We start from the raw sequence: 22,298 nt of genomic DNA on the forward strand, positions 1-22,298 counted from the left end.
CGTCCACGACGACCGAAGAGGACGGACGAGATGGCGAAGACGGTGCGCTTCCACGAGATCGGCGGACCCGAGGTGCTGCGGCTGGAGGACGTGGAGCCGGGTGAACCGGGCACGGGCGAGGTGCTCCTGCGGGTGGACGCGATCGGGATCAACCGCGCCGAGGTGCTCTTCCGCAGCGGGCAGTACATCGAGGAGCCGAGGCTGCCCGCGCGGCTCGGAGCGGAGGCGGCCGGGATCGTCGAGGCGGCCGGGCCGGGGGTGAGCGGCTTCGACGTCGGTGATCACGTCAGCGTGCTGCCCGCGTTCTCGCAGAACGACTACGGCGTCTACGCCGAGCGCGCGGTCGTCCCCGCCGCGGCGCTGCTGCACCGGCCGGACGGTGTGGACGCGGTGACGGGCGCCGCGGTGTGGATGCCGTACCTGACGGCCTACGGCGCGATGGTCGAGGTCGGCGGGATTCGCCCGGGCGACACGGCGGTGATCAACGCGGCGTCGAGCAGCGTCGGCCTCGCCGCGATCCACACGGCGAACCGCCTTGGTGCGACGCCGATCGCGGTGACGCGAACCGAGGCGAAGAAGCAGCGCCTGCTCGACGAAGGCGCGGCTGAGGTGGTCGTCTCCGACGACCAGGACGTGACCGCCGTGATCCTGGAGCTGACCGGAGGCAAGGGCACGGAGTACGTCTTCGACGCGGTCGCCGGGCCGGGTGTGGTCGATCTTGCCCGAGCTGTGGCCGCCGACGGGACGCTGTTCCTCTGGGGCGCGCAGAGCGGTCAGCCGACGCCGTTCCCCGGTTTCGAGTTGGGCATGCCCGCGCTCAACATGCGCACCTACACCGTCCACGAGATCACGCGCAGCCCTGAGCGCCTGCGTCGCGCCTCAGCCTTCGTCACCTCCGGGCTGCGCACTGGCGCGTTCCGCGCGGTGGTCGACACGGTGTTCCCCTTGGACGAGATCGCGTTGGCGCACAAGCACATGGAGTCCAACACCCAGGTCGGGAAGATCGTCGTCACGACCAGGGAGCTGTGACGTCCCCGGCGACGTCGCGCAGCAGTTCGAGGAAGACGTCCGCCAGGGGCGTGAGCGCGGTGTCGGCGCGGGTCACCGCGTGCAGCGTGCGGTGCAGCCGCGGCTGGACCTCGCGGTGCACCGTGCCGGGCACGCCGGACAAGGCCAGCCGCGACACGAGCGCGACGCCGATCCCGGTTCCGACCAGGGCCTGGGCCACGTCGTAGGACGCGGTCTGGAAGCGGATCTTCGGCGTGAACCCGGCCGCCAGTGCCGCGCGGTCGAACTGCTCGCGGGCGGCGTGACCGGCCAGGATCGTCACCCAGGACTCGTGGCGAAGGTCCTCGAGGCGCAGTGGCCGGTCCGTCACCAGGGGATGGTCGTCGGGGAGGACCACCACCAGCGGATCGAGCATCAGCGAGTGCACGGCGATGTGCGGGGGAGGTTCCGGCGGTGCGCCCCACGAGGCGATGACCGCGAGGTCGAGCCGATCCTCGACTATCTCCTCGATGCCCTGGTGGGAGGCCACGTCCCGGATGGACAGCTCCGCGTGCGGGTGCCGGTGCCGAAGCGCGGTCAGGGCCGGTGGGAGCAGGTGCAGCGCCGCCGCTTGGAACGCGCCCACCCGCAGGCGCAGCGAGAGGTGACCGAGGAGCGCGGCCAGCCGGGCGTCCGCCTCCTCCGCCTGCCGGTCGATGACCCGCCCGTGCGCGGCGAGGAGCGCGCCGGCGGCGGTGAGGCTCGCCCCGCGCGGGCCACGCAGGACCAGTGGCACCTTGAAGTCCCGCTCCGCGCGGGCCACCTGCTGCGTCACCGCGGCGGGGGTGAGCCCGAGGACGTGGGCGGCCGCGGCGAGCGAACCGTGGTCCTCGATCAGGGCGAGCAACCGGAGCTGCCCGGGATCAGCCATTCACCGATCTTAATGCTGTCCCCGATTCGGTTTGCTTCTCTGAAGCCGCCGTGCGCGACAGCCTGGCGGCATGCCCATCCACGTGCCCGCTTTCCTGCTCACCACCTGGTTGCTGGCGATGCTGCCGGGACCCGGACAAGCGCTGATGATCCGGCAAACCCTGACCGGCGGGCCTGCTCGCGCGCGGGCCACCATCGCGGGCATCGCCACCGGGCTGCTGGTGTGGGCCGCGACTGCGGCGGCCGGGCTGTCAGCCGTTCTGCTCGCCGCCCCCGGCGCGTACCAGGCGGTGCGCGCCGGGGGCGGGATCGTGCTGGTCGTACTCGGTGTCACCACGCTCCGGGCCGCTCGCCACCCCGCGGATGAGCCTGTGGACGAAGACCGTTCAGGTGGCTGGACGGCCTATGTCGCCGGGCTCGGCACGACGCTCGGCAACCCGAAGGCCGGGGTGTTCGCCGTGTCGGTGCTGCCGCAGTTCGTCACGACGGACGGCCCGGTCCTGCTGTCGAGCATCGCCTTGGGCGTGGTGTGGGCGCTGGTGAACACGTGTTGGTACGTGCTGTTCACCTGGGCGCTCGGACACGGCCGCTCGCTGGTGACCAGGCCGGGCGCACGCCGGGGACTGAGCATCGCGACCGGCGTCGTGCTGGTGTCGCTCGGCGTGGCCGTGGTGAGCAGTGCCTGATCAGCCAGTGGGCGCGCCGAACCAGGTGGGCAACGTGCCGAGCAGGTCCTGCTGGTCCTCACCGACCCACGCCACGTGTCCGTCGGGTCGCAGCAACACGGCGGGCACATCCAGCTCCTCGCTGACGTCGACGACGTGGTCCACCCGGTCCGCCCAGCCCGCCACAGAGAGCTGGCCGGTCTGGTCGAGCAGCAGCCCACGCCCGCCGTGCATCAGCTCGTAGAGGCGGCCCTGCTTCAGCTCCACGTCGCGCATCCGCTTGCCGAGCAACGGGTGCCCGTCGCCGAAGTCATAGCGGATCCCGACCGCGATGATCTTCTCGATCAGGTGGCTGTGCACGTCCTCGAACTCCATCAGTTCGGCGAGCAACCTGCGCAGGGCCAGTGAGCCCGGGTCTGCGGACATCAGTGCGGCCTGCGCGCGGGTGTTGCTGAGGACGTCGGCGCCCACGGGGTGCCGTTCGGTGTGGTAGCTGTCCAGCAGCCCGTCCGGTGCCCAGCCGTTGATCGTCGCGGCCAGTTTCCAGCCGAGGTTGAACGCGTCCTGGATGCCGAGGTTGAGTCCCTGCCCGCCCAGCGGCGGGTGGACGTGCGCCGCGTCGCCCGCCAGGAACACCCTGTCGACCCGGTAGCGCTCGGCCTGCCGGGTGGCGTTGCCGAAGCGGGACAGCCACCGCGGTGAGTGCACACCGAAGTCGGTGCCCGTGTAGGCCCGCAGCTGGTGCTTGAACTCATCGAGGGTCGGTGGGACCGAGCGATCCTCGGTGACCCCCTCCGCGGGCACGACGGCGCGGTACAGGCCAGGGCCGGAAGGGCCGAGCCCGCAGAACTTGTGGGTCTTGCGGACTTCGGCGACGACGGAGGCGATCGTCTCCGGATCGGCGGTCGCCTCCATCTCGCCGAGCAACGTCTCGGCCGTGGCGGGCTCGCCCGGGAAAGCAACGCCGAGGAGCTTGCGGACGGTGCTGCGGCCACCGTCGCAGCCGACGAGGTAGCGCGAGCGCAGCCGCGCGCCGTCGGCCAGCTCGACGGTCACCCCGTCCTCGTCCTGGCTCAGCCCGACCACCTCGCAGCCGCGCCGGACCTCGGCGCCGAGTTCAGCGGCGCGCTCAGCCAGCAGGCGGTCGGTAATCGGCTGCGGGATGCCGAGGACGTAGGCGTGCGCGCTGTCCACCCGCGGGGGCGAGGGCGCTTCGATAGCGGCGAAGAAGCCGCGGAGCGGGTGTTGGGTGCCGTTGGCGAGGAACCGCTCCAGCAGTCCACGCTGGGCCATCACCTCGATGCTGCGCACGTGCAAGCCGAGCGACCGGACCTGCTTGCCCGGCTCGGTCGCCTTCTCCAGCACGAGCACCTGCACGCCGTGCAGCCTCAGCTCGCTGGCGAGCATCAAGCCGGTCGGTCCGCCACCAGCAACGATCACGTCGAACAAGGAACCGTCCATTCACCGAGGTCGTGTGTCGGGCGCAGAGTGTGCGGGACGACGGGGGTCTTGCCGCAAGACCCCCTGTGCGCTATACGTTGGAAGTGGCAGGGAGTGCACGACCTCCTTGCCGTTCGTTTTTCCTCGTCCATTGTGGATGGACACCTCCGGTCCGGCAGAGCGGACGGGCCCCTCCCGGCAGGTCGCTCCTACCGTGCGCGCATGCGTTGGTGGGTTGTCTCGACTGTCGTGATGGGCGTGGTTCTCGCCGGGTGCTCGGTGCCGGGCGAAGCGGTGGACGCGCAGGCGCCGCCCGCTGACCGGGCGCCGGCGACCTGGTCGAACACCTTGTGCGACAAGGTGAATCCGGTCGCCGACCTGCTCACCGATGTGAAGGACGTCCCGCCCGCGCGCGTCGCTCCGGCAGCGGCTTCCCGCGCCCAGCGACCCGGCGATGACGAGGCCTCCCGGCAGTGCTGAGCTGGGGATGTTCATCAGCTCGGGTCGCTCGCGGCTCAACGCCATCTCCGCACAGCTCGTCGGCCTCAAGGCGACTGGTGTGAAGGCGGCTGACGAGTACCGCGACCGGATGCAGGCGGCGCTGAAGGCCGCTTCTGGGAAGGTGCCCGAGCACAAGGGCTCGTTCGGCTTCTACGGCGTTCCGGTCGAGGCGTTGAGGCCCCAGGCCGCGCAGGTGGTGGAGGTCTTCGGCCCGCTGCGACGGGTCTGGACGTCGTGGTGAAGACGGATGCGGGGCTCAGTGCTGCTTATGACCTTGCGCTTCGGTGCACTCCGATCGGCGCGCCCGCGCCGCCTGCTCGCAACGGGAGCGATCTTGCGTCGTGCGCGAGTGGCACGGGTCAGTTGCAGGTGTCGGGCCCTGTCGAGATCACCGCTGACGAGCGGGTTTTCGTGGTGACCGTGGACGGCAGGGGAGTGTCAGTCCCCAGCGGTTCCGGTGTGACGCACATGCAGAGCGTCGGCGCCGCTGCGTAGTTCGGCCGTGCCGACGGCAAGTCCGTCCGATTCCGCATTGTGGGCCTGACCTCGACGGCCACGGTTCCGAACGTTGCGATCGCCTGATTTCGTTCCGTGTGCGCCAACGCAACGTAAACCAAACGAAAGAGAGCGCGGTTCGAGGCTGACCGCCGATAATGTTCCCTTATCGGTGGTCAGGACCTGCGACGATCCGGCATGCTCCTTTCGTGTTCTGTTGCGTCGTAGTGACGCAACAGAAATACGCTATTCCTGCTAAGTTGAGCCGGTGACGACAGTGACGTCCTCGGAACCGACTCAGCGCCCCGCCGGGGAGTGCAACTACCCCGGCTGCACCCGTCCGGTGTTCCGGGGAGGCGGCCCCGGGCGCCCCTCGGAGTACTGCGACCTGCCGGAACACACCCGGTGGCGGGCCTGGAAAGAGCGTCAGCGCCTACAACAGGAGGGTGCTGACACCCCAGCGACATCTGTCACGGTGACGAAAAACCAGGGGCCGGTGACCGCCGCGAAGGCCCGCGCCGACGAACTCCTGGTCGAGTTCCGGACGCTGGCCAAGCGCCTCGGCGAGACCCTGAACTCGGCGGTGTCGGAGCTGTCCACGCTGGCCGACCCGAGCGTGGCCGAGGCCCAGGTCCAGGCCGCACAGGCCGAAGCCGCTCGTCGCATCGCCGAAGCGGAGGCCGCCGCCGTCGCCGCGCAGCAACGCGCCCGACAGGCGGAGAAGGACAAGCTCCTCGCCGATGAGGCCGCCGAGGACGCGGGCGCCGACGCCGAGCGGTTCGAACGCGAGGCCACCGAGGCGATCGCAGCGCGAGACCACGCGTTCGCCGAACTGGAGCGCGTGCGCCGCAAAGCCGAAGAGGACGTCACGGCTGCGCGCAACGAGGCCGAGGTGGCCATCGAAGGCATTCGCCGGGAGACCGCCGCGGCGATCGAGCAAGCCCGTGCCGACGCCGTCAACCAGGCAGAACAAGCGCGCAGGCTGGCCTCCAAGGAGGTCGAGCAGATCCGCGCGGTCGCCGCGGAGCAGATCAAGGAAGCCCGCGCCGAACAGGAGGAAACCCGGCAGCGGGCCGAACGTGCCGAGCGCGCGGCGGAACGGTCCGAGCAGTCCGCGACCGACGCCCGCGCCGAGCTGGAGCGGGCCAGGGCGGAACTCCAGCAGCAGCGCGAGGAGATCGCCGAGGCCCGCCGCCAGGCCGCCGCCGACGTCGCCGCGGAACGGGTGCGGGCGACGGCGGCGATCGAGGACGCGCGCAAGGCGGCGACCGAGCGGATCACCGCGCTGGACGAGGCGCGTGCCCAGACTCTGGCTCGTGCCGAGCGCGCCGAGCAGCAGCTCGACGAGCTGATGGCCGAGGTGCGCAGGCTCCGCGAGCAGCAGGTCAGCGCGAAGTGAGCGCTTCGCCGAGGAAGTCGCGCGTGATCGTCAGCCACTCCTGAGGACGCTCGGCGAAGGGGAGGTGCCCGCTGGCGAGCTCGACGAACCGGGCGCCGGGAATGCCCTCGGCGAGCTGCCGGTGGTGGTACGGCGTGACCAGGTTGTCGAGCGTGGTCGAGATGACCAGCGTCGGCACCGCGATCTTGGAGACGTCCTCTCGCACGTCGATGTTGTCGACCAGGTCCAGGTGGTCCAGCGTGCCGGGCGGGACGTTCGCCGCGAACTCGACGAGGGCCGCGTCGAGATCGGCCTGGGAGACCTCGTCCAGGGTGGGCGCGCCCTCGCCGATCAAGGACACGAACGCCGCGAGCTGGTCCCCGTCACCGGCTTGGAGGAGCTTGCGCCACAACCGCGTCGCGAGCAGCAGACGGGGGTTGGGCCGGACGAGGCTCGCGGTGAGCACCAGTGCCGTGACGCGCTCCGGATGACGGGTGGCGGCGCGGATGGCCACGGGACCGCCGAGCGAGTACCCGGTGATGGCGAAGGATTCCAGCCCTTCCTCCACGGCCGTGGCCACCAGCTCGTCGGCCAGGGTGTCGAGGTCGAGCGGCGCGCTCGCGCGCGGGGTCCGGCCGGTCCCGGGATAGTCGGGGCCGACCACGGTGAACCGCTCGGCCAGCCCGTCGAGGATCGGGCCGAAGTTGGGCTCGATGCCGCCACTGGCGCCATGGGCGAGCAGCAGACCGGGACCGGAACCGCGGACGATGCGTCCGAGCGAGGAAGCAGGGAGAACGGAAGTCATGCCGGGACGGTAAGGCTTGACATCAATGTCAAGGTCAAGTCCTCGGTGCGCCGGACAGGATCTGACCTAGATGCCTGCGAAGGTGGTCGCGTGACCGTTCTCGACATCCGCGCCCTCAACCGCGCCACGCTCGCCCGCCAGCTCCTGCTCGATCGCGCCGACATGCCGGTGCTCGACGCGGTGGCGCATCTCGGTGGCCTGCAAGCACAGGAGCCGCAGGAGCCCTTCGTCGGCCTCTGGTCGCGGTTGCAAGCGTTCGATCCCGGCGTGCTCTCGGACCTGCTGACCGGGCGACAGGTGGTGCGGACCCACCTCATGCGCCGCACCGTCCACCTCCTCACCTCGGTGGACGTCCTGGCCTGGCGCTCACGTCATGACGCGATGCTCCAGCAGAAGGTGCTCGGGGTCTACCGCCGCGAACTCGACGGAGTCGATCTCGAAGAGCTCGCGGCCGCGGGGCGCGCGGTGCTGGCCGACGGCGAGCCGCGCTCGATGGGCGAACTCGCGGGCGCGGTGGAGGACCGCTGGCCGGCGGCGGGAAAGCGGGCGCTGGGCGAGATGCTGGTCGCCGGGCTGATCCCGATGGTGCAGACGCCGCCGCGCGGGCTGTGGCGCACGAAGGGCGGCGTGCGCAACGTCCCGATCGCCGACTGGCTGGGGCGCGAGGTCGACCCTCTGGCGCAGAACGGGACCGATCCGGTCGGCGAGACGCTCGTTCGGCGCTACCTCGCCGCGTTCGGTCCTGCCGCGACGGCTGACCTGCGGGCGTGGAGCGGACTTGCCGGGCTGCCCGCCGCGGTGGCCGCCGTGAGGGACGAACTGGTGAGCTTTCGCGATGAGCGAGGCCGGGAACTGCTGGACCTCCCGGACGCTCCGCGCCCCGATCCCGACACGCCTGCTCCGATCCGGTTCCTCCCCGCCTTTGACAACGCGATCCTCGGCTATGACGACCGCAGCCGGATCATCGACCAGGAGCACCGGAATCTGTCGGTGGCGGGTGCTCGCGTCCTCCTTGTCGATGGCCGGGTGTCCGCCACCTGGACCGTCGAGGCCGACACGGTGGTCGTGGCCCCGCTGCGCCGCTTCTCCCGGACCGAGCGCGCCGCCGTCGCCGAAGAAGGCGAGCAGATCGCGTTGTTCTTGTCCGACAAAGCCCACAACGGAGTGCGCTTCGCTGACTAGGCTTTTCGCGTGAGGACGCACCGGTGGGTCGAGCGCAACCTTCCCGCGGGAGATCGCATTCATCGCGCCGAGGCGCTGCGGGGTGGCTGGACCTCCCAGATGTGGCGGCTGGACATCGAAGGCGCGGGTAGCCCGTACTCGTTGGTGCTGCGGTCTTTCGTGAAGCCGTTCTACGTGCAGCACGCGCTCGGCCTGCTCACCCGCGAAGCCGACATCCTCCGGCTGCTCGCCGACACCGATGTCCCGGCCGCGCGGCTGCACGGCGTGGATGCCTCGGCCGAGCACTGCGCGCACCCCTCGCTGTTGATGTCGTTGCTGCCCGGGAGCATTCGGCTCGACGACAGCGACATTGACCGCAAGATCGCGCTCCTCGCCCGGCAGCTCGTGGCGATCCACCGGCTGACTGTGGCGGAGTCGGCGCGGCCGCGCACCTATCAGGCGTGGACCGGGCCGGACCGGGTGCGGATTCCCGAGGACACGGCGCGGCCGGAGCTGTGGCGCCGGGCGGTGGAGGTCATCCGACGCGACCCTCCGCCGTACCGGCCGTGCTTCCTGCACCGCGACTTCCACCCCGGCAACGTGCTGTACAGCGGGAACGGCGCGGACCTGGTGATCACCGGTGTCGTGGACTGGGTGGAGACGTCGTGGGGCCCGGCGGACCTGGACGTCGCCCACTGCTCCACCGCGGTCGCCCTGCTGCACGGAGTGCCCGCCGGGATGCGGGTCGCCGAGCAGTACCTCGCGGCGGGAGGTGCGCTCGGCGAAGATCACTTGTACTGGCGCGTGCTGGACGCGCTGGCCTTCGCGCCGGATGCGGAGAAGGTCGCCGTGCCCTGGCGGGAGGTCGGCCGGAGCGACCTGACGCCCGCCGTGCTCGCGGGGCGCCTTGAGGACTACCTCGAAGCGCTCTTCGACTCGATCCGGTACTGCTCGATCAGCTCCTCGTAGTACGCGGGGTCGCCCTCGCCGAGCGCGACCGGCCGGTCCTCGCCGACGAACGCGCGCACGCGGTCGGCGATCTCCTCGGCTTTGCGCTGGTCCGCGCAGATGCCCAGCACCACGTCGCCGTCGTAGGCGGCCGTGCTCCACGGCACCTCGCACGGGCCGTTGTGCTCCTCGACGGGGCACAGCAGGCGGGCGATCGCCTCGGTGTCGTCGTAGCCGGAGATCCGGATCTCGTGGATCTTCATGCGCGGAGCCCGTCGGTCATGAACCCAAGGTAGCGCTCGACGGCCTGCGGGCTGGGCGGGACGGGGAGGTCGGGGATCGGGCGCGGCAGCAGCGCGAGCATCATCGTCAGGTCCGCGACCGTGACGTCCTTGCGAAGCGCGCCGTCGTGCTGGGCCTGCACGGGCTGGAGCGGTTGTGGGCGAGGGCGACCGAGCAGCACCGGACGTGGCTGGAGTCGGCCCTGTCAGAGCACCAGGAGCAGGGTGGCCACGGCGCAGGCGATCGCGCGGACGGTGTTCCACCGCGTCCAGCTCGTCAGGTAGTGCTTCCAGACCTGCTCGTCATCGGGGTCGGCGGCGTCGAGCGCGTTGTTCAGCGGCACGTTGACCAGCATCGTCAGCAGCAGGCTCGGCACGACGTGCAGCAGCGCGGCGGTGATCACCAGCGGGGACGGGGCGAGGATGGCCAGGGCGATGCTGCCCAGGGGTGCGCCGAAGAACACCAGCATGAACGCCGGGTTGAGGATGGCGGCGTTGGCGGCGCGCATCGCCGCGATCCCCTGGGCCGCGGGGAGCTGGCGCAGTCCGGGCATGACGCTGGTGGAGAACGCGAAGTAGATGCCGCCGAGCAGTCCACCGACGACGATGATCAGGGACTGCACGAGGGTGATCATGATCAAGACGGCCTCCGGTGAGCCTCGAACAGTTCCGCTGCGAAGTCCTCGAACCTCGTCGGAGTGGTGTTGTCGGGTGTCCTGCCCCGCAGCGGGACGACCCTGTTCTCGTTGAACGCCTGCGTCATCGCCACGTGCTGGCTGGCGACATTCTGCGAGAAGCCCGACTCGATCAGCGCGTGCGTCATCGCGTCGTAATCGAACTGCACGTACGGCAGTGCCGGGCGGCCCATCGCCGCACCGAGGATCGCCGTCGCCTCGCGGTAGCTGAGGTCGCGCTGCCCGAGCAGTTCCCGCACGACGATGCCGTGCCAGTCGCGCGTGGCGAGTGCGGTGGCGGCTGCCTCGGCGATGTCGCGGGTGGCGATCATCGGGATGCGCACGTCGGGGTCGACCGAGTCGCCGTTGATCCCCTCGGTCTCGATCATGCCGAGCGCGGCGCGGAAGCTCTCGAAGAACAGGCCCGGCCGCAGCAGCAGGACGTTGACCTCCGGCAGGGCGCTCCACCGCTGTTCCTGGGCGTGCAGGCTGGTCAGGAAACCCGTTCCGGTGGGCAGTTCGGCGCCGAGTGAGCTGAGCGCGACGACGTGCCGGATGCCCGCGACGCGGACTGCCTCGACGACCGCCGAGCCGATGACGCCGACCTCGGCGTGGTAGTCCGCCCAGGTCACGTCGATCGGGAGCAGCGTGTACACGGCGGCGGAGCCGCGGAAGGCCTCGGTGAGGAAGGTCGGGTCGGCGGCGTCCCCGGCGGCCGTCTCGGCGCCTGCCGCCGTCAGCTCGGCGAGCTTGTCCTGGGAGCGGCCCAGTGCGCGGACGCGGTGCCCGGCGGCGAGCAGCCGCTTGGTGATCTCGTAGCCGGTGTTGCCGGTCGCGCCCATCACGGTGATCAGTTCGTTCTGCATGTCATCCACCCTGATGCCTTCGACGTGGATTCTCTATGACCATCTGTCGCTAGTTCATGCTCGATCGTCCAGCTTGACTGGACTGTGCACACTGGAGCCGTGAAGACCGACGTCGCACCCGACCCGCTCGCCGAGGCGCTGCACTTCCTGCGGATGACGGGCACGTTCTACTGCCGCTCGGAGCTGACCGCGCCGTGGGGGATGACCTTGCCCGCGATGGCGGACTGCCTGTGGTTCCACATCGTGACGGCGGGGCGTTGCGTGCTGGAAGTCGACGGCGCCGAGCCGCGCACGCTGCTGCCCGGGGACCTCGCGCTCGTCCCGCACGGCGAAGGCCACCGCCTCCGCGACGTGCCGGATGCGCCGGCGCCCGCGATCGAAGGGCTGCCGCACGACTACGTCAGCGACCGCTACGCCGTCCTGCGGCACGGCGGGGGCGGCGCGGAGACGACGCTGGTGTGCGGGGCGGTCCGCTTCGACCACCCGACCGCCCGCTCCCTGGTGGACGTGCTCCCGAAGATCATCCACGTGGAACCGGCGGGCTCGCCGCAGGCGGAGTGGACGCAGAGCACGCTCCGGCTGATCGCCGCGGAGGCGGGTGCGCTGCGCCCCGGTGGCGAGGCGGTGATCACCAGGCTCTCCGACATCCTGGTGGTCCAGGGCATCCGGTCCTGGCTGGAGCACGACCCGTCCGCGCGCACCGGCTGGCTGGGGGCGTTGCGGGACAAGCAGATCGGCCGTGCGCTCACGCTGGTGCACCGTCATCCGGAGCGCGGGTGGACGGTGGCGTCGCTCGCCGCGGAGCTGGCGATGTCGCGTTCGGCGTTCGCGGCCCGGTTCACCGAGCTGGTGGGGGAACCGGCGATGCAGTACGTGACGCGGTGGCGGATGCTCGTGGCGCTGGACGTCCTGCGCCACGAGGGAGCGTCCGTCGCCGAGCTGGCCGGGCGCCTGGGCTACCAGTCGGAGGCGGCGTTCAGCCGTGCGTTCAAGCGCGTGGTCGGTGTGTCGCCCGGGGCGGTCAAGCGATCCGGTCCCGGCCTTGCCACGTGGTGATGCAGGCTTCGTTGCCTTCAGGGTCGGAGAGCACCCAGAACGCGGGCGCCGCTTCGCCGTCGATCAGCGTGCCGCCCGCTTCGAGAGCCGCCGCGATGCGGGTTTCGGCTTCGTCATGGGGAACGGCGATGTCGAAGTGGATGCGGTTGCGCTGAGGACGGGGCTCGGTCATGCGCTGGAACCACACCGAAGGGCCTTGGCCGAGCGGGTCCACCACGCCGTCTTCCGGCCCGGCGCCGGGCTCGTCGGTGTAGGCCAGGACCGCGCGCCAGAACGGCCGCACGCGGGCGATGTCCATGGCGTCGATGGCGAGTTCCACGACCTGCTCCGACCGGCCCGGGCTGCCCAGGTCGACGAGTTCGGCGACGCGCCTGGCCTGCTCGACGTCGGCGGCGCTGACCCAGCCGTCGGTCTGGATGGTCAGTGCCACGCGGTCGCGGCGCAGGTCCATGGCGAGGCTGTCGCCGGTGGGTGCCAGGCGCTGCGCGACCTCGACTGCTCCCGTCAAGGAGGTCACGGCGACCGAGGCGCGCAGCGAACCGAGGACGAAGCGCCAGCTCGTGTCGGCGAGCGCGGCGGAGATCTCGGTCCTGCGGAGCCGGTTCGGCGTCATCGCGCCAGGCTACGCTGCCCGATCGTGGTGGACTGGGTGCGGCTCAAGCTGGACGCGGACGGGTTCGACGAGACGGAGTTCGTGCCCTACCTGGACCGGGCGCGGGCGTCCGGCGTCGACTTCACCACGATGACGGAGCTGGATGACCGCCTCGCGCTGTACGAGCTCAACAAGACGTGCTCGGCCGACATCCCGGAGCGCGGCGAGTTCTTCACCTACGACGAGTACGTGGCGAACCGGATCGAGGTGCCGAGCTTCCGTGCCGACGGTGTCGTCCTGGCGCTGAGGGACGGGAGGTGGATCGGGATGACGATGACCGGGCTGTACCCCGGCAAGGACACGGCGTTCACCGAGATGACCGGAGTGCTCGCCGAGGAGCGCGGCCGGGGATTGTCGTTGGCGCTCAAGGTGTTGTCGATCCGGTTCGTGCGCGCGTCGGGCTTCCGGTGGCTGCGGACGTTCCACCATCCCCGCAACTTCTCGGCCATCGGGATGAACCGTCGTCTGGGGTTCGTCGACGACTAGGGTTCTCGCGTGACTGAGCCGGACTTCCTGCGCGACACGCGCTCCTCCTACGACACCATCGCCACGGCCTACGACGAGCAGTTCGCCGGCTGGATCGACCGCAAGCCCGTGGATCGCGCGGTGCTGTCGTTGTTCGCCGAACTGGTGCGTGCCAAGGGAAACATCGAGGTCGTGGACGTCGGCTCCGGGCCCGGGTACATCGCGCGGCACTTGAAGTCCTTAGGGCTCGACGTTTTCGGCATCGACCTCTCGCGGGAGATGGTGGAGCTGGCGCGGCGCAGGTATCCGGACATCCGGTTCGAGGAGGGCTCGATGACCGCCCTCGACCTGCCGGAGGGCGGCCTCGGCGGGATCTGCGCCTGGTACTCCACGATCCACGTGCCGCTGGATCTGCTTCCCGGTGTCTTCGCCGGGTTCCGCCGCGCGTTGGTGCCGGGCGGTCACCTGGCCCTGGGCTTCCAGTCCGGTGACGAGATCACGCACTACGACGAGGGCTTCGGGCACGCGGTGTCGCTGGACTTCTACCGCAGGAGCCCGGATCTCGTGGCCGGTCTGCTGACCGACGCGGGCTTCGAGGTGTACGCGCGGGCGGAGCGCGAGGCGGACGCGGGGGAGAAGACCCGGCACGGGTACCTGATCGCCCGCTCCTAGCGGGGCAGGAAGTCCAGGAGGGCGGCGGTCAGCTCGGCGGGCGCGTCCTCCTGGACCAGGTGCCCGGCGCCCGCGATGGGTTCGAGGCGGGCACCCGGGATCAGCCCCGCCAGCTCGTGGCCCTTCTCGATGGGGATCCAGGAGTCCTGCTCACCCCAGCAGATGAGCACCGGCAGGTCGATCTCCGGGTAGCGGGTCTGCACCTCGTCGGTGAAGCGCTGGTCGGACTGGGCGATCTGACGGTAGAAGGCGCCCTGGCCGGGTTCGCCGAGCCACGGCTGGACGAGCTGGTCGAGGACGTCGGGGTGCAGGCCCTTGGCGCTGGCGGAGCCGACGTACTCGCGCACCAGTGCGCGGTGCAGCGCGGGCGGCAACTGCTCGAAGACCTCAGCGTGCTCGCCGACGAGGCGGAAGAACGGCGATCCCCACGGTGCCAGCGCGACCGGGTCGACCAGGGCGAGGGCCCGGTAGTCGGCGCCGTGCAGCAGGTGGGCGCGCAGCGACACCGCTCCGCCGAAGTCGTGCGCGACGACCAGCGGTTCGGTCAGCCCCCAGTGGTCGAGCAGGTCGGCGAAGACCCGGCCCTGCGCGGCGAGGGAGACGTCCTGTCCGTCGAACATCGCCGAGCTGCCGTAGCCCGGCATGTCCCACAGGTACACCTCGTGGTGGCGGGCCAGCACGCGCGCCACTGCCCGCCAGACGTAGGAGGAGAACGGGGTGCCGTGGCAGAGCACCACAGGTGTTCCACCCGGTTCCCCGAGCCGTCGCCACCGGACGTCGCCGAAGGTGTGCGTCATGTCCCCGACGTTAACGCAGTAAGGTGGCCGGTCATCTTGATCACGGGGGTGCAGGGTGCAGTCAGAGCAACAACGGCCGGTATCGCAGCGGCTGTGGCTGGTCGGCGTCGTCGCCGACGTTGCGGCGGTCGTGACGCTGCTGGCCAGTTCAACGGGAGACGTCGCCGTGGTCCTCGGCATCGTCGCCCTGCTGCTCGGCACGGTCCAGCTGGTGGCGAGCTTCGGCAAGCCCGTCGACCGCTGGGTGGTGCTGGCGGTCGTCGGCATCGTGGCAGGTGCGGTGACGATGACAGTGGTGATCACTCGGGGTGTGGTGACTCCGGCCCCGCAGGCGGGTGGCGGCACTCCCGTCCCGTCCACCACGGCTGTCTCCAGCCCGGCGACGACCTCACAACCGGCGACCACCTCGAAACCGGTACCGACCACGCGACCGCCGTCGGTCACCGGTACCGCTCGCCCAGCCGAGAAGCGGGTGAGCGACAAGCCGGTGCTGCTGACTGAGGGCTACACCCTGGACTTGGACTCCGATGGGCTGGACTGGGGTTCGACGCCCCTGAGCAGCAACCCGAGCGGTCCACACGACCTCAGGTACTCAGCCTATTCCCTGCTGGCTCCCAAGCACCTGGCGCCGGTCAAGCGCGATGCGACCTTCGAAGACTGCGTGACCGCCGGGTACCGGGAGCACGTCTACGGGTCGGCGGAGATCGGCCCCGGCAAGGCCTTCTGCGTGAAGACCACGGAGGGGTCCTACGCCCGCGTCGTGGTCACCGAGGTGGACCCCGGTGTCCAGGTCGCGATGACCGTCCTGGTGTGGCAGCCGTCCACGTCCTGACGGGCCGCGGTGGTCAGCCCCAGCCGGGCTCGGTGGCGCCGGAGGCGATGGCGCAGACGATCTTGAAGCACTTCATCGCCTCGGTCATGTCAGGGGCGTCGAAGCCCACCCGCAGCACGTCCACCTGCTCGACGGTGGGGATCACCGCGGCGGCCATGGCCAGGTGCGCGGCGTCGAACTCCACCTCGATGCGGTGCGGGGCGGGGGCGGGCGCGACACGCCCGGCGCGGGTCATGGACCTCTCGGCCCCGGTGCGGATCAGCTCCCAGGACTTCGCCGGGGGCAGGCAGATCGCGGCGTAGCGGCTGACGCACTCCTTGACCGCGACGCGCTCGGCCTCGGGGACGTAGGACTCGGCGTCGACGCAGCAGCGGTCGTCGCCGGTGATCATCAGCACCGGGACGCCGTGCTCGGCGGCCAGTGCCGCGTTGAGCCTGCCCTCGCTGGCGAGCACGCCGTCGAGGTAGACCCCGGTCACCGTGTTCTCGAGGTAGGTGTGGGCCAGGACGCCGTTCTGCCCGGCGGCCGCGTGGTAGCCGATGAAGACCACGCCGTCCACGCCGGAGTCCACGCCCTGCATCATCGACAGCGGCTTGTGCCGCCCGGTGAGCATCCGCGCCCTGGTGTCGAGTTCCTCGATCAGAAGGTTGCGCTGCGAGCTGTGCGCCTCGTTCACGATCACCTCTGTCGCCCCGCCCGCGTAGAGTCCCTCGACGCAGGCGTTGACGTCACCGGTGAACACCGGCCGGAAGCGCTGCCATCCGGGGCTGCCTGGCAGCACGTCACCGCCGTAGGTGACCCCGGTGACGCCCTCCATGTCCGCTGAGATCAAGATCCGCACGGCGACCACGTTACGGCTTGGCCGCCGTTTTAGGTACTCGTTGACTTCCTGGTCGCGCGAGTGGTTATTTTCTCGCACCCAGCGAGAAGGGTGAGGTGAACAATGTCGGCAGGTCGCCGGTTGGCAGGTTTTCTCAGCGCCTTGGTGTGCGGCGCTTTACTGGCGGCTCCCGTAGCCGTTCCCGCGCACGCCCAGCAGCAACAGCCGGGGCCGGTGCTGCGGGTGGGACTGCTGCAGAACATCGACTCGCTGAACCCGTTCCTCGCGGTGTTCCAGTCCTCGACCGAGCTCGGCCGGTTGATGTATGACTTCCTCAACGTCAACGCCGCGAAGGACAACTCGCCCGCGCCCGGCCTGGCTGAGAAGTGGGAGTCCTCGCCGGACAAGCTGACCTGGACCTACACCATCCGGTCCGGCGCGAAGTGGACCGACGGCACGCCGATCACGGCCAAGGACGCCGCGTTCACCTTCAACCTGATGATGACCAACGACGCGGCCGCCACCGCCAACGGCAGCTTCGTCAGCACCTTCGAGTCGGTCACCGCCCCCGACGAGCGGACGCTGGTCGTCAAGACCAAGACGCCGCAGGCGACCATGCTCGCCCTGGACGTGCCGATCGTGCCCGAGCACCTGTGGTCCAAGGTCACCGACATCGGCAAGTTCGCCAACGACCAGATGCCGGTGGTCGGGTCGGGGCCGTTCATCCTGACCGAGCACAAGCCGGACCAGTTCATCCGGCTGAAGGCGAACAAGGACTACTGGCGCGGCGCCCCGAAGATCGACGAGCTGCAGTTCCTGTACTTCAAGAACAGCGACGCCGCGGTGCAGGCCCTGCGCAAGGGCGAGGTCGACCTGATCAACCGGCTGACCCCGACCCAATACCAGGCGCTGGGCGGCGACGCCAACATCACGCTGAACAAGGCGCAGGGCCGCCGCTTCAGCGAGCTGCTGATCAACCCCGGCGCCGCCACCCGCGACAACGTGGCGATCGGCAACGGCCACCCCGCGCTCAAGGACGTGCGGGTGCGCAAGGCGATCAGCCAGGGCATCGACACCAAGGCCCTGGTCGAGCGGGTGCTCAAGGGCTTCGGTGAGCAGGGCAAGGGCCTGATCCCGCCGGTGTTCACCGACTTCCACTGGGAGCCGGCCCCGGCGGAGATGAACAAGTTCGACCCGGCCGCGGCGAACAAGGCGCTCGACGACCTCGGTTTCCGCAAGGGCACCGACGGCGTGCGGATCGGCACCGACGGCAAGCCGCTGAAGCTGCGCCTGTACGCGCGCAACGACCGGCCCAACGACGTCACCTCGGGTGAGTTCATCAAGCAGTGGATGCTCGACATCGGCATCGCCGTGGACTTCACGACGATCTCCGGCAACCAGATGAACGAGCAGACCAACACCGGCAACTACGACCTGGCCTTCTCCGGCTGGGGCACCAACCCGGACCCGGACTACATCCTGTCGCTGAGCACCTGCTCGCAGCGCCCCGGCGCCGACGGCAAGGGCGGCACCACCGCCGCGTACATGTGCGACAAGACCTACGACGAGCTCTACGCCAAGCAGCTGGCCGAGTTCGACCGCGCCAAGCGCGCCGAGCTGGTCAAGCAGGCCCAGGCCCGCTACAACGAGGTCCGGCCGTCCCTGGTGCTCTACTACGAGAACGCGCTGGAGGCCTACCGCTCCGACAAGTTCTCCGGTTTCACCAAGCAGCCCGAGGGCAACGGCGTGATCCGCGAGCAGAACGGCGTGTGGGGCTACTACGGCGCCACTCCCGCGGGCGCCGCGGAGTCCGGCGGTTCCAACACCGGTGTGCTGATCGGTGTCGTGATCGCCATCGTCGTGCTCGGCGGTATCGCCATCGTCGTGATCTCCAAGCGCCGCAAGGTGTCCTCGGACGACCGGGAGTAAGTGTTGTGACTGACCTGCTCACCCCGGGTGAGCAGACGGAGCCGCCGGCCAGCACTGGCCGGCGGTCCTCGTCTGGCACCCTCCGTTTCGTCCTCGGCAAGCTCGGCGGCGCGGTCGTCAGCGTTGCCTTCGTCGCGGCGCTGGGCTTCCTGCTCTTCCGCGTGCTGCCGGGTGATCCCGTCCTGACCATGACCCGAGGCCGTCCCACCACTCCGGAGGCGCTGGCCGAGCTGCGCCTGCGCTTCGGCCTCGACGACCCGCTGTGGAAGCAGTTCCTCGACTACGTCGGCGGCCTGCTGACCGGCGACTTCGGCACCTCCTACGCCTACAGCCGCCCGGTCGGCGAGATGATCCTGGAGCGCATCGGCCCGACCCTGCTGCTGGTCGGAACGGGCACGGTCCTCGCGGTGATCATCGGCATGTGGATCGGCATCCGCGGCGCGTGGGAGCACGGCAGCCGCTTCGATCGCACCACCACCAGCGTCGCGCTGACCCTGTGGTCGGTCCCGACGTTCTGGCTCGGCCTGCTGCTGCTGATGGTGACCGGCAACCTGTTCCCCTCCGGCGGCATGGTCGACCCGAGCACGCCGAAGGAGTTCCTGCCGCAGCTGCTGGACGTCGGCCACCACCTGGTGCTGCCGTGCATCACCTTCGTCGCGGTGGTCTACGCGCAGTACCAGCTGGTGATGCGCTCCTCGCTGCTGGAGGAGATGGGCGCGGACTACCTCAACACCGCCCGCGCCAAGGGCATGCGCGATGACATGGTGCGCCGCAAGCACGCCGTGCCCAACGCGATGCTGCCCGCGATCACGCTGGTGTTCCTGCACCTCGGGCTCGTGGTGCAGGGCGCGATCACCGTGGAGACGGTGTTCTCCTGGCCGGGGCTGGGCCTGCTGCTCTACGAGGCGCTGAGCTACCCCGACCTGCCGCTGCTGCAGGGCGTGTTCACCGTCCTCGCCGGGAGCGTGGTGGCGATGAACGTGGTCGCCGACCTGCTCTACCGGGTGTTCGACCCCAGGGTGCGTGCCGTATGACCCAGAACCAGACCCCCCGCGGGGAAACCCCCGCTGCGCTCGCGTGGGCGCGCCGCAAGGAAGCCGCTTCCCGGGCGTGGAAGCAGTTCCGCGTCCAGCGCAGCGGCCTGGCCGGGCTGATCGCGCTCGGCGTGATCGCGGCACTGGCGATCCTGGCGCCGGTGCTGACCGACTCCGACCAGCTCGACGTGACCAAGGTCGACGGCCCCTCGCTGGGCGCGCCGAGCGGGGACTACCTGCTCGGCACCGACGAGAACGGCCGCTCGGTGCTGTTGCTGACGTGGTGGGGCGCGCGCGTCTCGTTGACCGTCGGCCTGTCCGCGGCACTGCTGTCGGTGGTCATCGGCACGGTGATCGGTGTGCTGTCGGCGCACTTCGGCGGGTGGGTGTCGGCTGTGCTGATGCGCTTCACCGACTTCTTCCTGGTGCTGCCGTCTCTGGTGCTGGCGATCGCGTTGTCCACGGTGCTCGACCGCGGGCTGTTCACGATCATCCTGGCGATCGGCCTGACGTCGTGGCCGAGCACGGCGCGCCTGGTGCGCGCGCAGACGCTGTCGGTGGAGGCCCGCCCGTACATCGAGCGGGCGCGGGCGCTGGGCGGCGGGCACACGCACGTGATCACCAAGCACGTGCTGCCCTCGGTGCTGCCGCTGGTCTTCGCCAACACCACGCTCGCGGTGGCCAGCGCGATCATCGCCGAGTCCACCCTGTCGTTCCTCGGCCTGGGCGATCCGACCCAGGTGACGTGGGGTTCGATGCTGAAGTCGGCGGCGGGCAACGGCGCGGTGACCACCGGCGCGTGGTGGTACCTGTTGCCGCCCGGCCTGGGCATCGTGGCCGTGGTGCTCGCCTTCACCCTGTGCGGAAGGGCCCTGGAGACCGTGCTCAACCCGAGGCTGCGAGGGGAGCGCTGATGTCGGCACTGCTGGAACTGCGCGACCTGACCATCGACTACCGCTCGCGCCGGGGCCTGGTGCCCGCCGTGCGCGGGGTCAACCTCACCCTGGAGGCCGGGCAGACCCTCGGCATGGCGGGCGAGTCCGGCTGCGGGAAGTCCACCCTGGCCATGTCGGTGCTGCGGCTGCTGCCCAAGACGGCGGTGATCGGCGGCGAGGTGCTGCTGGACGGCGAGGACGTGCGCACCATGTCCTGGGGCCGGTTGCGCGCGGTCCGCTGGGCGGGCGCGTCGGTGGTGTTCCAGGGCGCGATGCACGCGCTGAACCCGGTGCTGCGCATCGGCGACCAGCTGGCGGAGCCGATCACGCTGCACGGCGGGGCGGGCGCGAAGTCGAACTCGCCCGCGGACGTGCAGCGCGCGGTCGGGGAGCTGCTGGAGCGGGTCGGCCTGCCCCGGCGGCACGCGAAGGCGTACCCGCACGAGCTCTCCGGCGGGCAGAAGCAGCGGGTGATGATCGCGATGGCGCTGGCCTGCGGGCCGCGGCTGGTGATCGCCGACGAGCCGACCACCGCGCTGGACGTGATGGTGCAGGCGCAGGTGCTGACGCTGCTCGGCGAGCTGGTCCGGGAGTCCGGCATCGGGTTGATGATGATCAGCCACGACCTGTCGGTGCTGGCGCAGACCTGTCAGCGGCTCGCGGTGATGTACGCGGGCCGGATGGTGGAGCTGGGGCCGAGCGCGCAGGTGATGCACGAGTCCGCGCACCCCTACAGCAAGGCGTTGGCGGCGGCGTTCCCGACGGTCGGCGATCCGGCGTCGCGGATGGCGCCACAGGGCCTGCCGGGTGATCCGCCCGATCCGACGAACCTGCCGAGCGGCTGTCCGTTCCACCCGCGCTGCCCGGTGTCCACTGTGGAGTGCGAGGGCACGGATGTGCTGCTGCGCCAGGCTGGTCCTGAGCACCAGGCGGCGTGCGTGCGCGTTCCGGAAAGCGTCGCCGAGACCGCGGGGGAGCCGGTATGAGCGAGCTGATCAGGGCCGAGGACCTGTCGGTGCGGTTCAAGGCGCGCGGTGGGGCGACCGCCCGCGCGGTGGACGGTGTCGACCTGACGGTGCGCAAGGGCGAGATCGTGGCGCTGGTCGGCGAGTCCGGCTGCGGCAAGACGTCGCTGGCGCGGTCGTTGCTGGGCCTGGTCCAGCCGGCGAAGGGCGTGATCCGGTTCGAGGGTGAGCCGCTGCCGACCACGGCGAAGGGCCTGAAGGCCTACCGCAGGCAGGCTCAGCTGGTGCTGCAGGACCCCACGGGTGCGCTCAACCCCCGGCACAGCGTCTACGAGGCGGTGGCCGAGGGGCTGCGCATCCACAAGGTGCCCGGTGACGAGCGGGAGCTGGTCGCCGATGCCCTGTCCCGGGCGGGGTTGCGGCCGCCGGAGCGCTACTTCCTGGCGTTCCCGCACGAGCTCTCCGGTGGGCAGCGGCAGCGCGTGGTGATCGCGGGCGCGTTGGCGTTGCAGCCGAAGTTGCTGGTCGCCGACGAGCCGGTGGCATCGCTGGACGCGTCGGTGCGCGGGGAGATCCTGGCTCTGCTGCTGAAGTTGCGGCAGGAGCTGGATCTGGCGGCCCTGGTCGTCACCCACGATCTGGGCTTGGCGTGGAACATCGCCGACCGGGTCGCGGTGATGTACCTGGGCAGGCTCGTCGAGGTCGGTCCGGTCGAGGAGGTCCTCACCGCGCCGAAGCACCCGTACACGCAGGCGTTGTTGTCGGTGCTGTCGGAGACCGAGGAGCCGATCGTGCTCTCCGGTGAGCCGCCGGACCCGACGCGCATCCCGAGCGGGTGCCGCTTCCACCCGCGCTGTCCGCTCGTGGCCGCCGGGCTTCCCGAGGAGATGGAACGCCGCTGCCGCACGCAGGACGTCCCCATCCTCACCGCCGGCGGTGACTCCCAGGTCGCCTGCCACGTCGCAACCGCCCGCGCCGCCACAACCTGACGGTCGCCACAGCAGCTGACC

General features: G+C 70.4%; 26 protein-coding genes. 16 read left to right on the forward strand and 10 right to left on the reverse strand.

The window, feature by feature from the left end:
* Positions 1-30: 30 nt before the first annotated feature.
* Positions 31-1,029, forward strand: a complete 999-nt coding sequence (locus tag BLT28_RS08490; RefSeq protein ID WP_030432904.1) for a zinc-dependent alcohol dehydrogenase family protein — start codon at positions 31-33, stop codon at positions 1,027-1,029.
* On the opposite strand, the gene BLT28_RS08495 is transcribed toward BLT28_RS08490, so the two are convergent.
* Positions 1,010-1,918 (reverse strand): LysR family transcriptional regulator, encoded by a 909-nt coding sequence (locus BLT28_RS08495; RefSeq protein ID WP_030432905.1) that lies wholly within the window; start codon positions 1,916-1,918, stop codon positions 1,010-1,012. The genes BLT28_RS08490 and BLT28_RS08495 overlap by 20 nt on opposite strands.
* 70 nt (positions 1,919-1,988) lie before the next feature.
* Here BLT28_RS08495 and BLT28_RS08500 point away from each other — a divergent pair, with 70 nt between their 5' ends.
* Entirely contained in the window at positions 1,989-2,603 is a 615-nt protein-coding gene (locus BLT28_RS08500) for a LysE family translocator (RefSeq protein WP_030432906.1), read from the forward strand.
* Here the strand turns inward: BLT28_RS08500 and rox are convergent, their stop codons facing one another.
* Entirely contained in the window at positions 2,604-4,031 is a 1,428-nt protein-coding gene (gene rox / locus BLT28_RS08505) for a rifampin monooxygenase (protein ID WP_030432907.1), read from the reverse strand.
* A 213-nt stretch (positions 4,032-4,244) separates the two neighbouring features.
* On the opposite strand from rox, the gene BLT28_RS08510 reads away from it, so the two are divergent.
* From BLT28_RS08510 to BLT28_RS08525, 3 genes are all read left to right on the forward strand, one after another.
* A complete protein-coding gene (locus BLT28_RS08510; RefSeq protein WP_156051704.1) occupies positions 4,245-4,502 on the forward strand; it encodes a hypothetical protein in 258 nt (85 codons plus the stop codon).
* Positions 4,477-4,764 carry a hypothetical protein gene (locus tag BLT28_RS08515; RefSeq protein WP_156051706.1) on the forward strand — a complete coding sequence of 96 codons (288 nt, stop codon included), beginning with the start codon at positions 4,477-4,479 and terminating at the stop codon, positions 4,762-4,764. Before BLT28_RS08510 ends, BLT28_RS08515 begins: the two co-directional genes overlap by 26 nt.
* 729 nt (positions 4,765-5,493) lie before the next feature.
* Entirely contained in the window at positions 5,494-6,417 is a 924-nt protein-coding gene (locus BLT28_RS08525; protein ID WP_052408068.1) for a coiled-coil domain-containing protein, read from the forward strand.
* Here BLT28_RS08525 and BLT28_RS08530 read toward each other — a convergent pair.
* Positions 6,404-7,201: an alpha/beta fold hydrolase gene (locus tag BLT28_RS08530; RefSeq protein WP_030432912.1), complete on the reverse strand. Its 798-nt coding sequence runs from the start codon at positions 7,199-7,201 to the stop codon at positions 6,404-6,406. The genes BLT28_RS08525 and BLT28_RS08530 overlap by 14 nt on opposite strands.
* A gap of 90 nt (positions 7,202-7,291) precedes the next feature.
* Between BLT28_RS08530 and BLT28_RS08535 the strand changes: the two genes are divergently transcribed.
* Together BLT28_RS08535 and BLT28_RS08540 are read left to right on the forward strand one after the other, a co-directional pair.
* Entirely contained in the window at positions 7,292-8,383 is a 1,092-nt protein-coding gene (locus BLT28_RS08535) for a winged helix DNA-binding domain-containing protein (protein WP_030432913.1), read from the forward strand.
* A gap of 9 nt (positions 8,384-8,392) precedes the next feature.
* Positions 8,393-9,331: a phosphotransferase family protein gene (locus BLT28_RS08540; protein WP_052408069.1), complete on the forward strand. Its 939-nt coding sequence runs from the start codon at positions 8,393-8,395 to the stop codon at positions 9,329-9,331.
* Here BLT28_RS08540 and BLT28_RS08545 read toward each other — a convergent pair.
* The 4 genes from BLT28_RS08545 to BLT28_RS08555 all read right to left on the reverse strand — a co-directional run bounded on the left by BLT28_RS08545 (position 9,277) and on the right by BLT28_RS08555 (position 11,131).
* Positions 9,277-9,573 (reverse strand): hypothetical protein, encoded by a 297-nt coding sequence (locus BLT28_RS08545; protein WP_030432915.1) that lies wholly within the window; start codon positions 9,571-9,573, stop codon positions 9,277-9,279. The genes BLT28_RS08540 and BLT28_RS08545 overlap by 55 nt on opposite strands.
* Positions 9,570-9,734: a hypothetical protein gene (locus BLT28_RS39955; RefSeq protein WP_156051708.1), complete on the reverse strand. Its 165-nt coding sequence runs from the start codon at positions 9,732-9,734 to the stop codon at positions 9,570-9,572. Before BLT28_RS39955 ends, BLT28_RS08545 begins: the two co-directional genes overlap by 4 nt.
* 63 nt (positions 9,735-9,797) lie before the next feature.
* The gene (locus BLT28_RS08550) at positions 9,798-10,226 is read right to left on the reverse strand and encodes an anthrone oxygenase family protein (RefSeq protein WP_030432916.1); all 429 of its coding nucleotides are present in this window, start codon (positions 10,224-10,226) and stop codon (positions 9,798-9,800) included.
* A 2-nt stretch (positions 10,227-10,228) separates the two neighbouring features.
* The gene (locus BLT28_RS08555) at positions 10,229-11,131 is read right to left on the reverse strand and encodes an NmrA family NAD(P)-binding protein (protein WP_197683998.1); all 903 of its coding nucleotides are present in this window, start codon (positions 11,129-11,131) and stop codon (positions 10,229-10,231) included.
* 99 nt (positions 11,132-11,230) lie between these two features.
* On the opposite strand from BLT28_RS08555, the gene BLT28_RS08560 reads away from it, so the two are divergent.
* Entirely contained in the window at positions 11,231-12,187 is a 957-nt protein-coding gene (locus BLT28_RS08560; RefSeq protein ID WP_030432918.1) for an AraC family transcriptional regulator, read from the forward strand.
* Here BLT28_RS08560 and BLT28_RS08565 read toward each other — a convergent pair.
* Positions 12,153-12,800, reverse strand: a complete 648-nt coding sequence (locus tag BLT28_RS08565; protein ID WP_030432919.1) for a VOC family protein — start codon at positions 12,798-12,800, stop codon at positions 12,153-12,155. The two genes, BLT28_RS08560 and BLT28_RS08565, sit on opposite strands and share 35 nt — an antisense overlap.
* Before the next feature lie 24 nt (positions 12,801-12,824).
* Between BLT28_RS08565 and BLT28_RS08570 the strand changes: the two genes are divergently transcribed.
* A complete protein-coding gene (locus BLT28_RS08570; RefSeq protein WP_052408070.1) occupies positions 12,825-13,325 on the forward strand; it encodes a GNAT family N-acetyltransferase in 501 nt (166 codons plus the stop codon).
* Between the two features lie 9 nt (positions 13,326-13,334).
* A complete protein-coding gene (locus BLT28_RS08575) occupies positions 13,335-13,976 on the forward strand; it encodes a class I SAM-dependent DNA methyltransferase (protein ID WP_030432920.1) in 642 nt (213 codons plus the stop codon).
* Here BLT28_RS08575 and BLT28_RS08580 read toward each other — a convergent pair.
* Positions 13,973-14,773 carry an alpha/beta fold hydrolase gene (locus BLT28_RS08580; protein ID WP_030432921.1) on the reverse strand — a complete coding sequence of 267 codons (801 nt, stop codon included), beginning with the start codon at positions 14,771-14,773 and terminating at the stop codon, positions 13,973-13,975. The genes BLT28_RS08575 and BLT28_RS08580 overlap by 4 nt on opposite strands.
* 55 nt (positions 14,774-14,828) lie before the next feature.
* Between BLT28_RS08580 and BLT28_RS08585 the strand changes: the two genes are divergently transcribed.
* Positions 14,829-15,605, forward strand: coding sequence for a hypothetical protein (locus tag BLT28_RS08585; RefSeq protein ID WP_030432922.1), 777 nt, complete (start codon positions 14,829-14,831; stop codon positions 15,603-15,605).
* Between the two features lie 13 nt (positions 15,606-15,618).
* Here the strand turns inward: BLT28_RS08585 and BLT28_RS08590 are convergent, their stop codons facing one another.
* Entirely contained in the window at positions 15,619-16,446 is an 828-nt protein-coding gene (locus BLT28_RS08590; RefSeq protein WP_030432923.1) for a M55 family metallopeptidase, read from the reverse strand.
* Positions 16,447-16,548: 102 nt separating this feature from the next.
* On the opposite strand from BLT28_RS08590, the gene BLT28_RS08595 reads away from it, so the two are divergent.
* Genes BLT28_RS08595 through BLT28_RS08615 form a run of 5 tightly spaced genes read left to right on the forward strand, consistent with a single transcriptional unit; the run spans position 16,549 to position 22,277 of the window.
* Complete coding sequence (locus BLT28_RS08595) at positions 16,549-18,354, forward strand: ABC transporter substrate-binding protein (protein ID WP_030432924.1); 1,806 nt, start codon at positions 16,549-16,551, stop codon at positions 18,352-18,354.
* A gap of 5 nt (positions 18,355-18,359) precedes the next feature.
* Positions 18,360-19,388: an ABC transporter permease gene (locus BLT28_RS08600; RefSeq protein WP_081900745.1), complete on the forward strand. Its 1,029-nt coding sequence runs from the start codon at positions 18,360-18,362 to the stop codon at positions 19,386-19,388.
* On the forward strand, positions 19,385-20,302 hold the full coding sequence (locus BLT28_RS08605) for an ABC transporter permease (protein ID WP_030432926.1): 918 nt from the start codon (positions 19,385-19,387) through the stop codon (positions 20,300-20,302). The genes BLT28_RS08600 and BLT28_RS08605 overlap by 4 nt, the downstream gene beginning before the upstream one ends.
* Positions 20,302-21,309, forward strand: a complete 1,008-nt coding sequence (locus BLT28_RS08610) for an ABC transporter ATP-binding protein (RefSeq protein ID WP_030432927.1) — start codon at positions 20,302-20,304, stop codon at positions 21,307-21,309. Before BLT28_RS08605 ends, BLT28_RS08610 begins: the two co-directional genes overlap by 1 nt.
* Positions 21,306-22,277 (forward strand): ABC transporter ATP-binding protein, encoded by a 972-nt coding sequence (locus BLT28_RS08615; RefSeq protein WP_030432928.1) that lies wholly within the window; start codon positions 21,306-21,308, stop codon positions 22,275-22,277. Before BLT28_RS08610 ends, BLT28_RS08615 begins: the two co-directional genes overlap by 4 nt.
* Positions 22,278-22,298 lie beyond the last annotated feature (21 nt).

The sequence above is a fragment of the Allokutzneria albata genome (assembly GCF_900103775.1).
In the GTDB taxonomy this organism is placed as follows: Bacteria; Actinomycetota; Actinomycetes; order Mycobacteriales; family Pseudonocardiaceae; genus Allokutzneria; species Allokutzneria albata.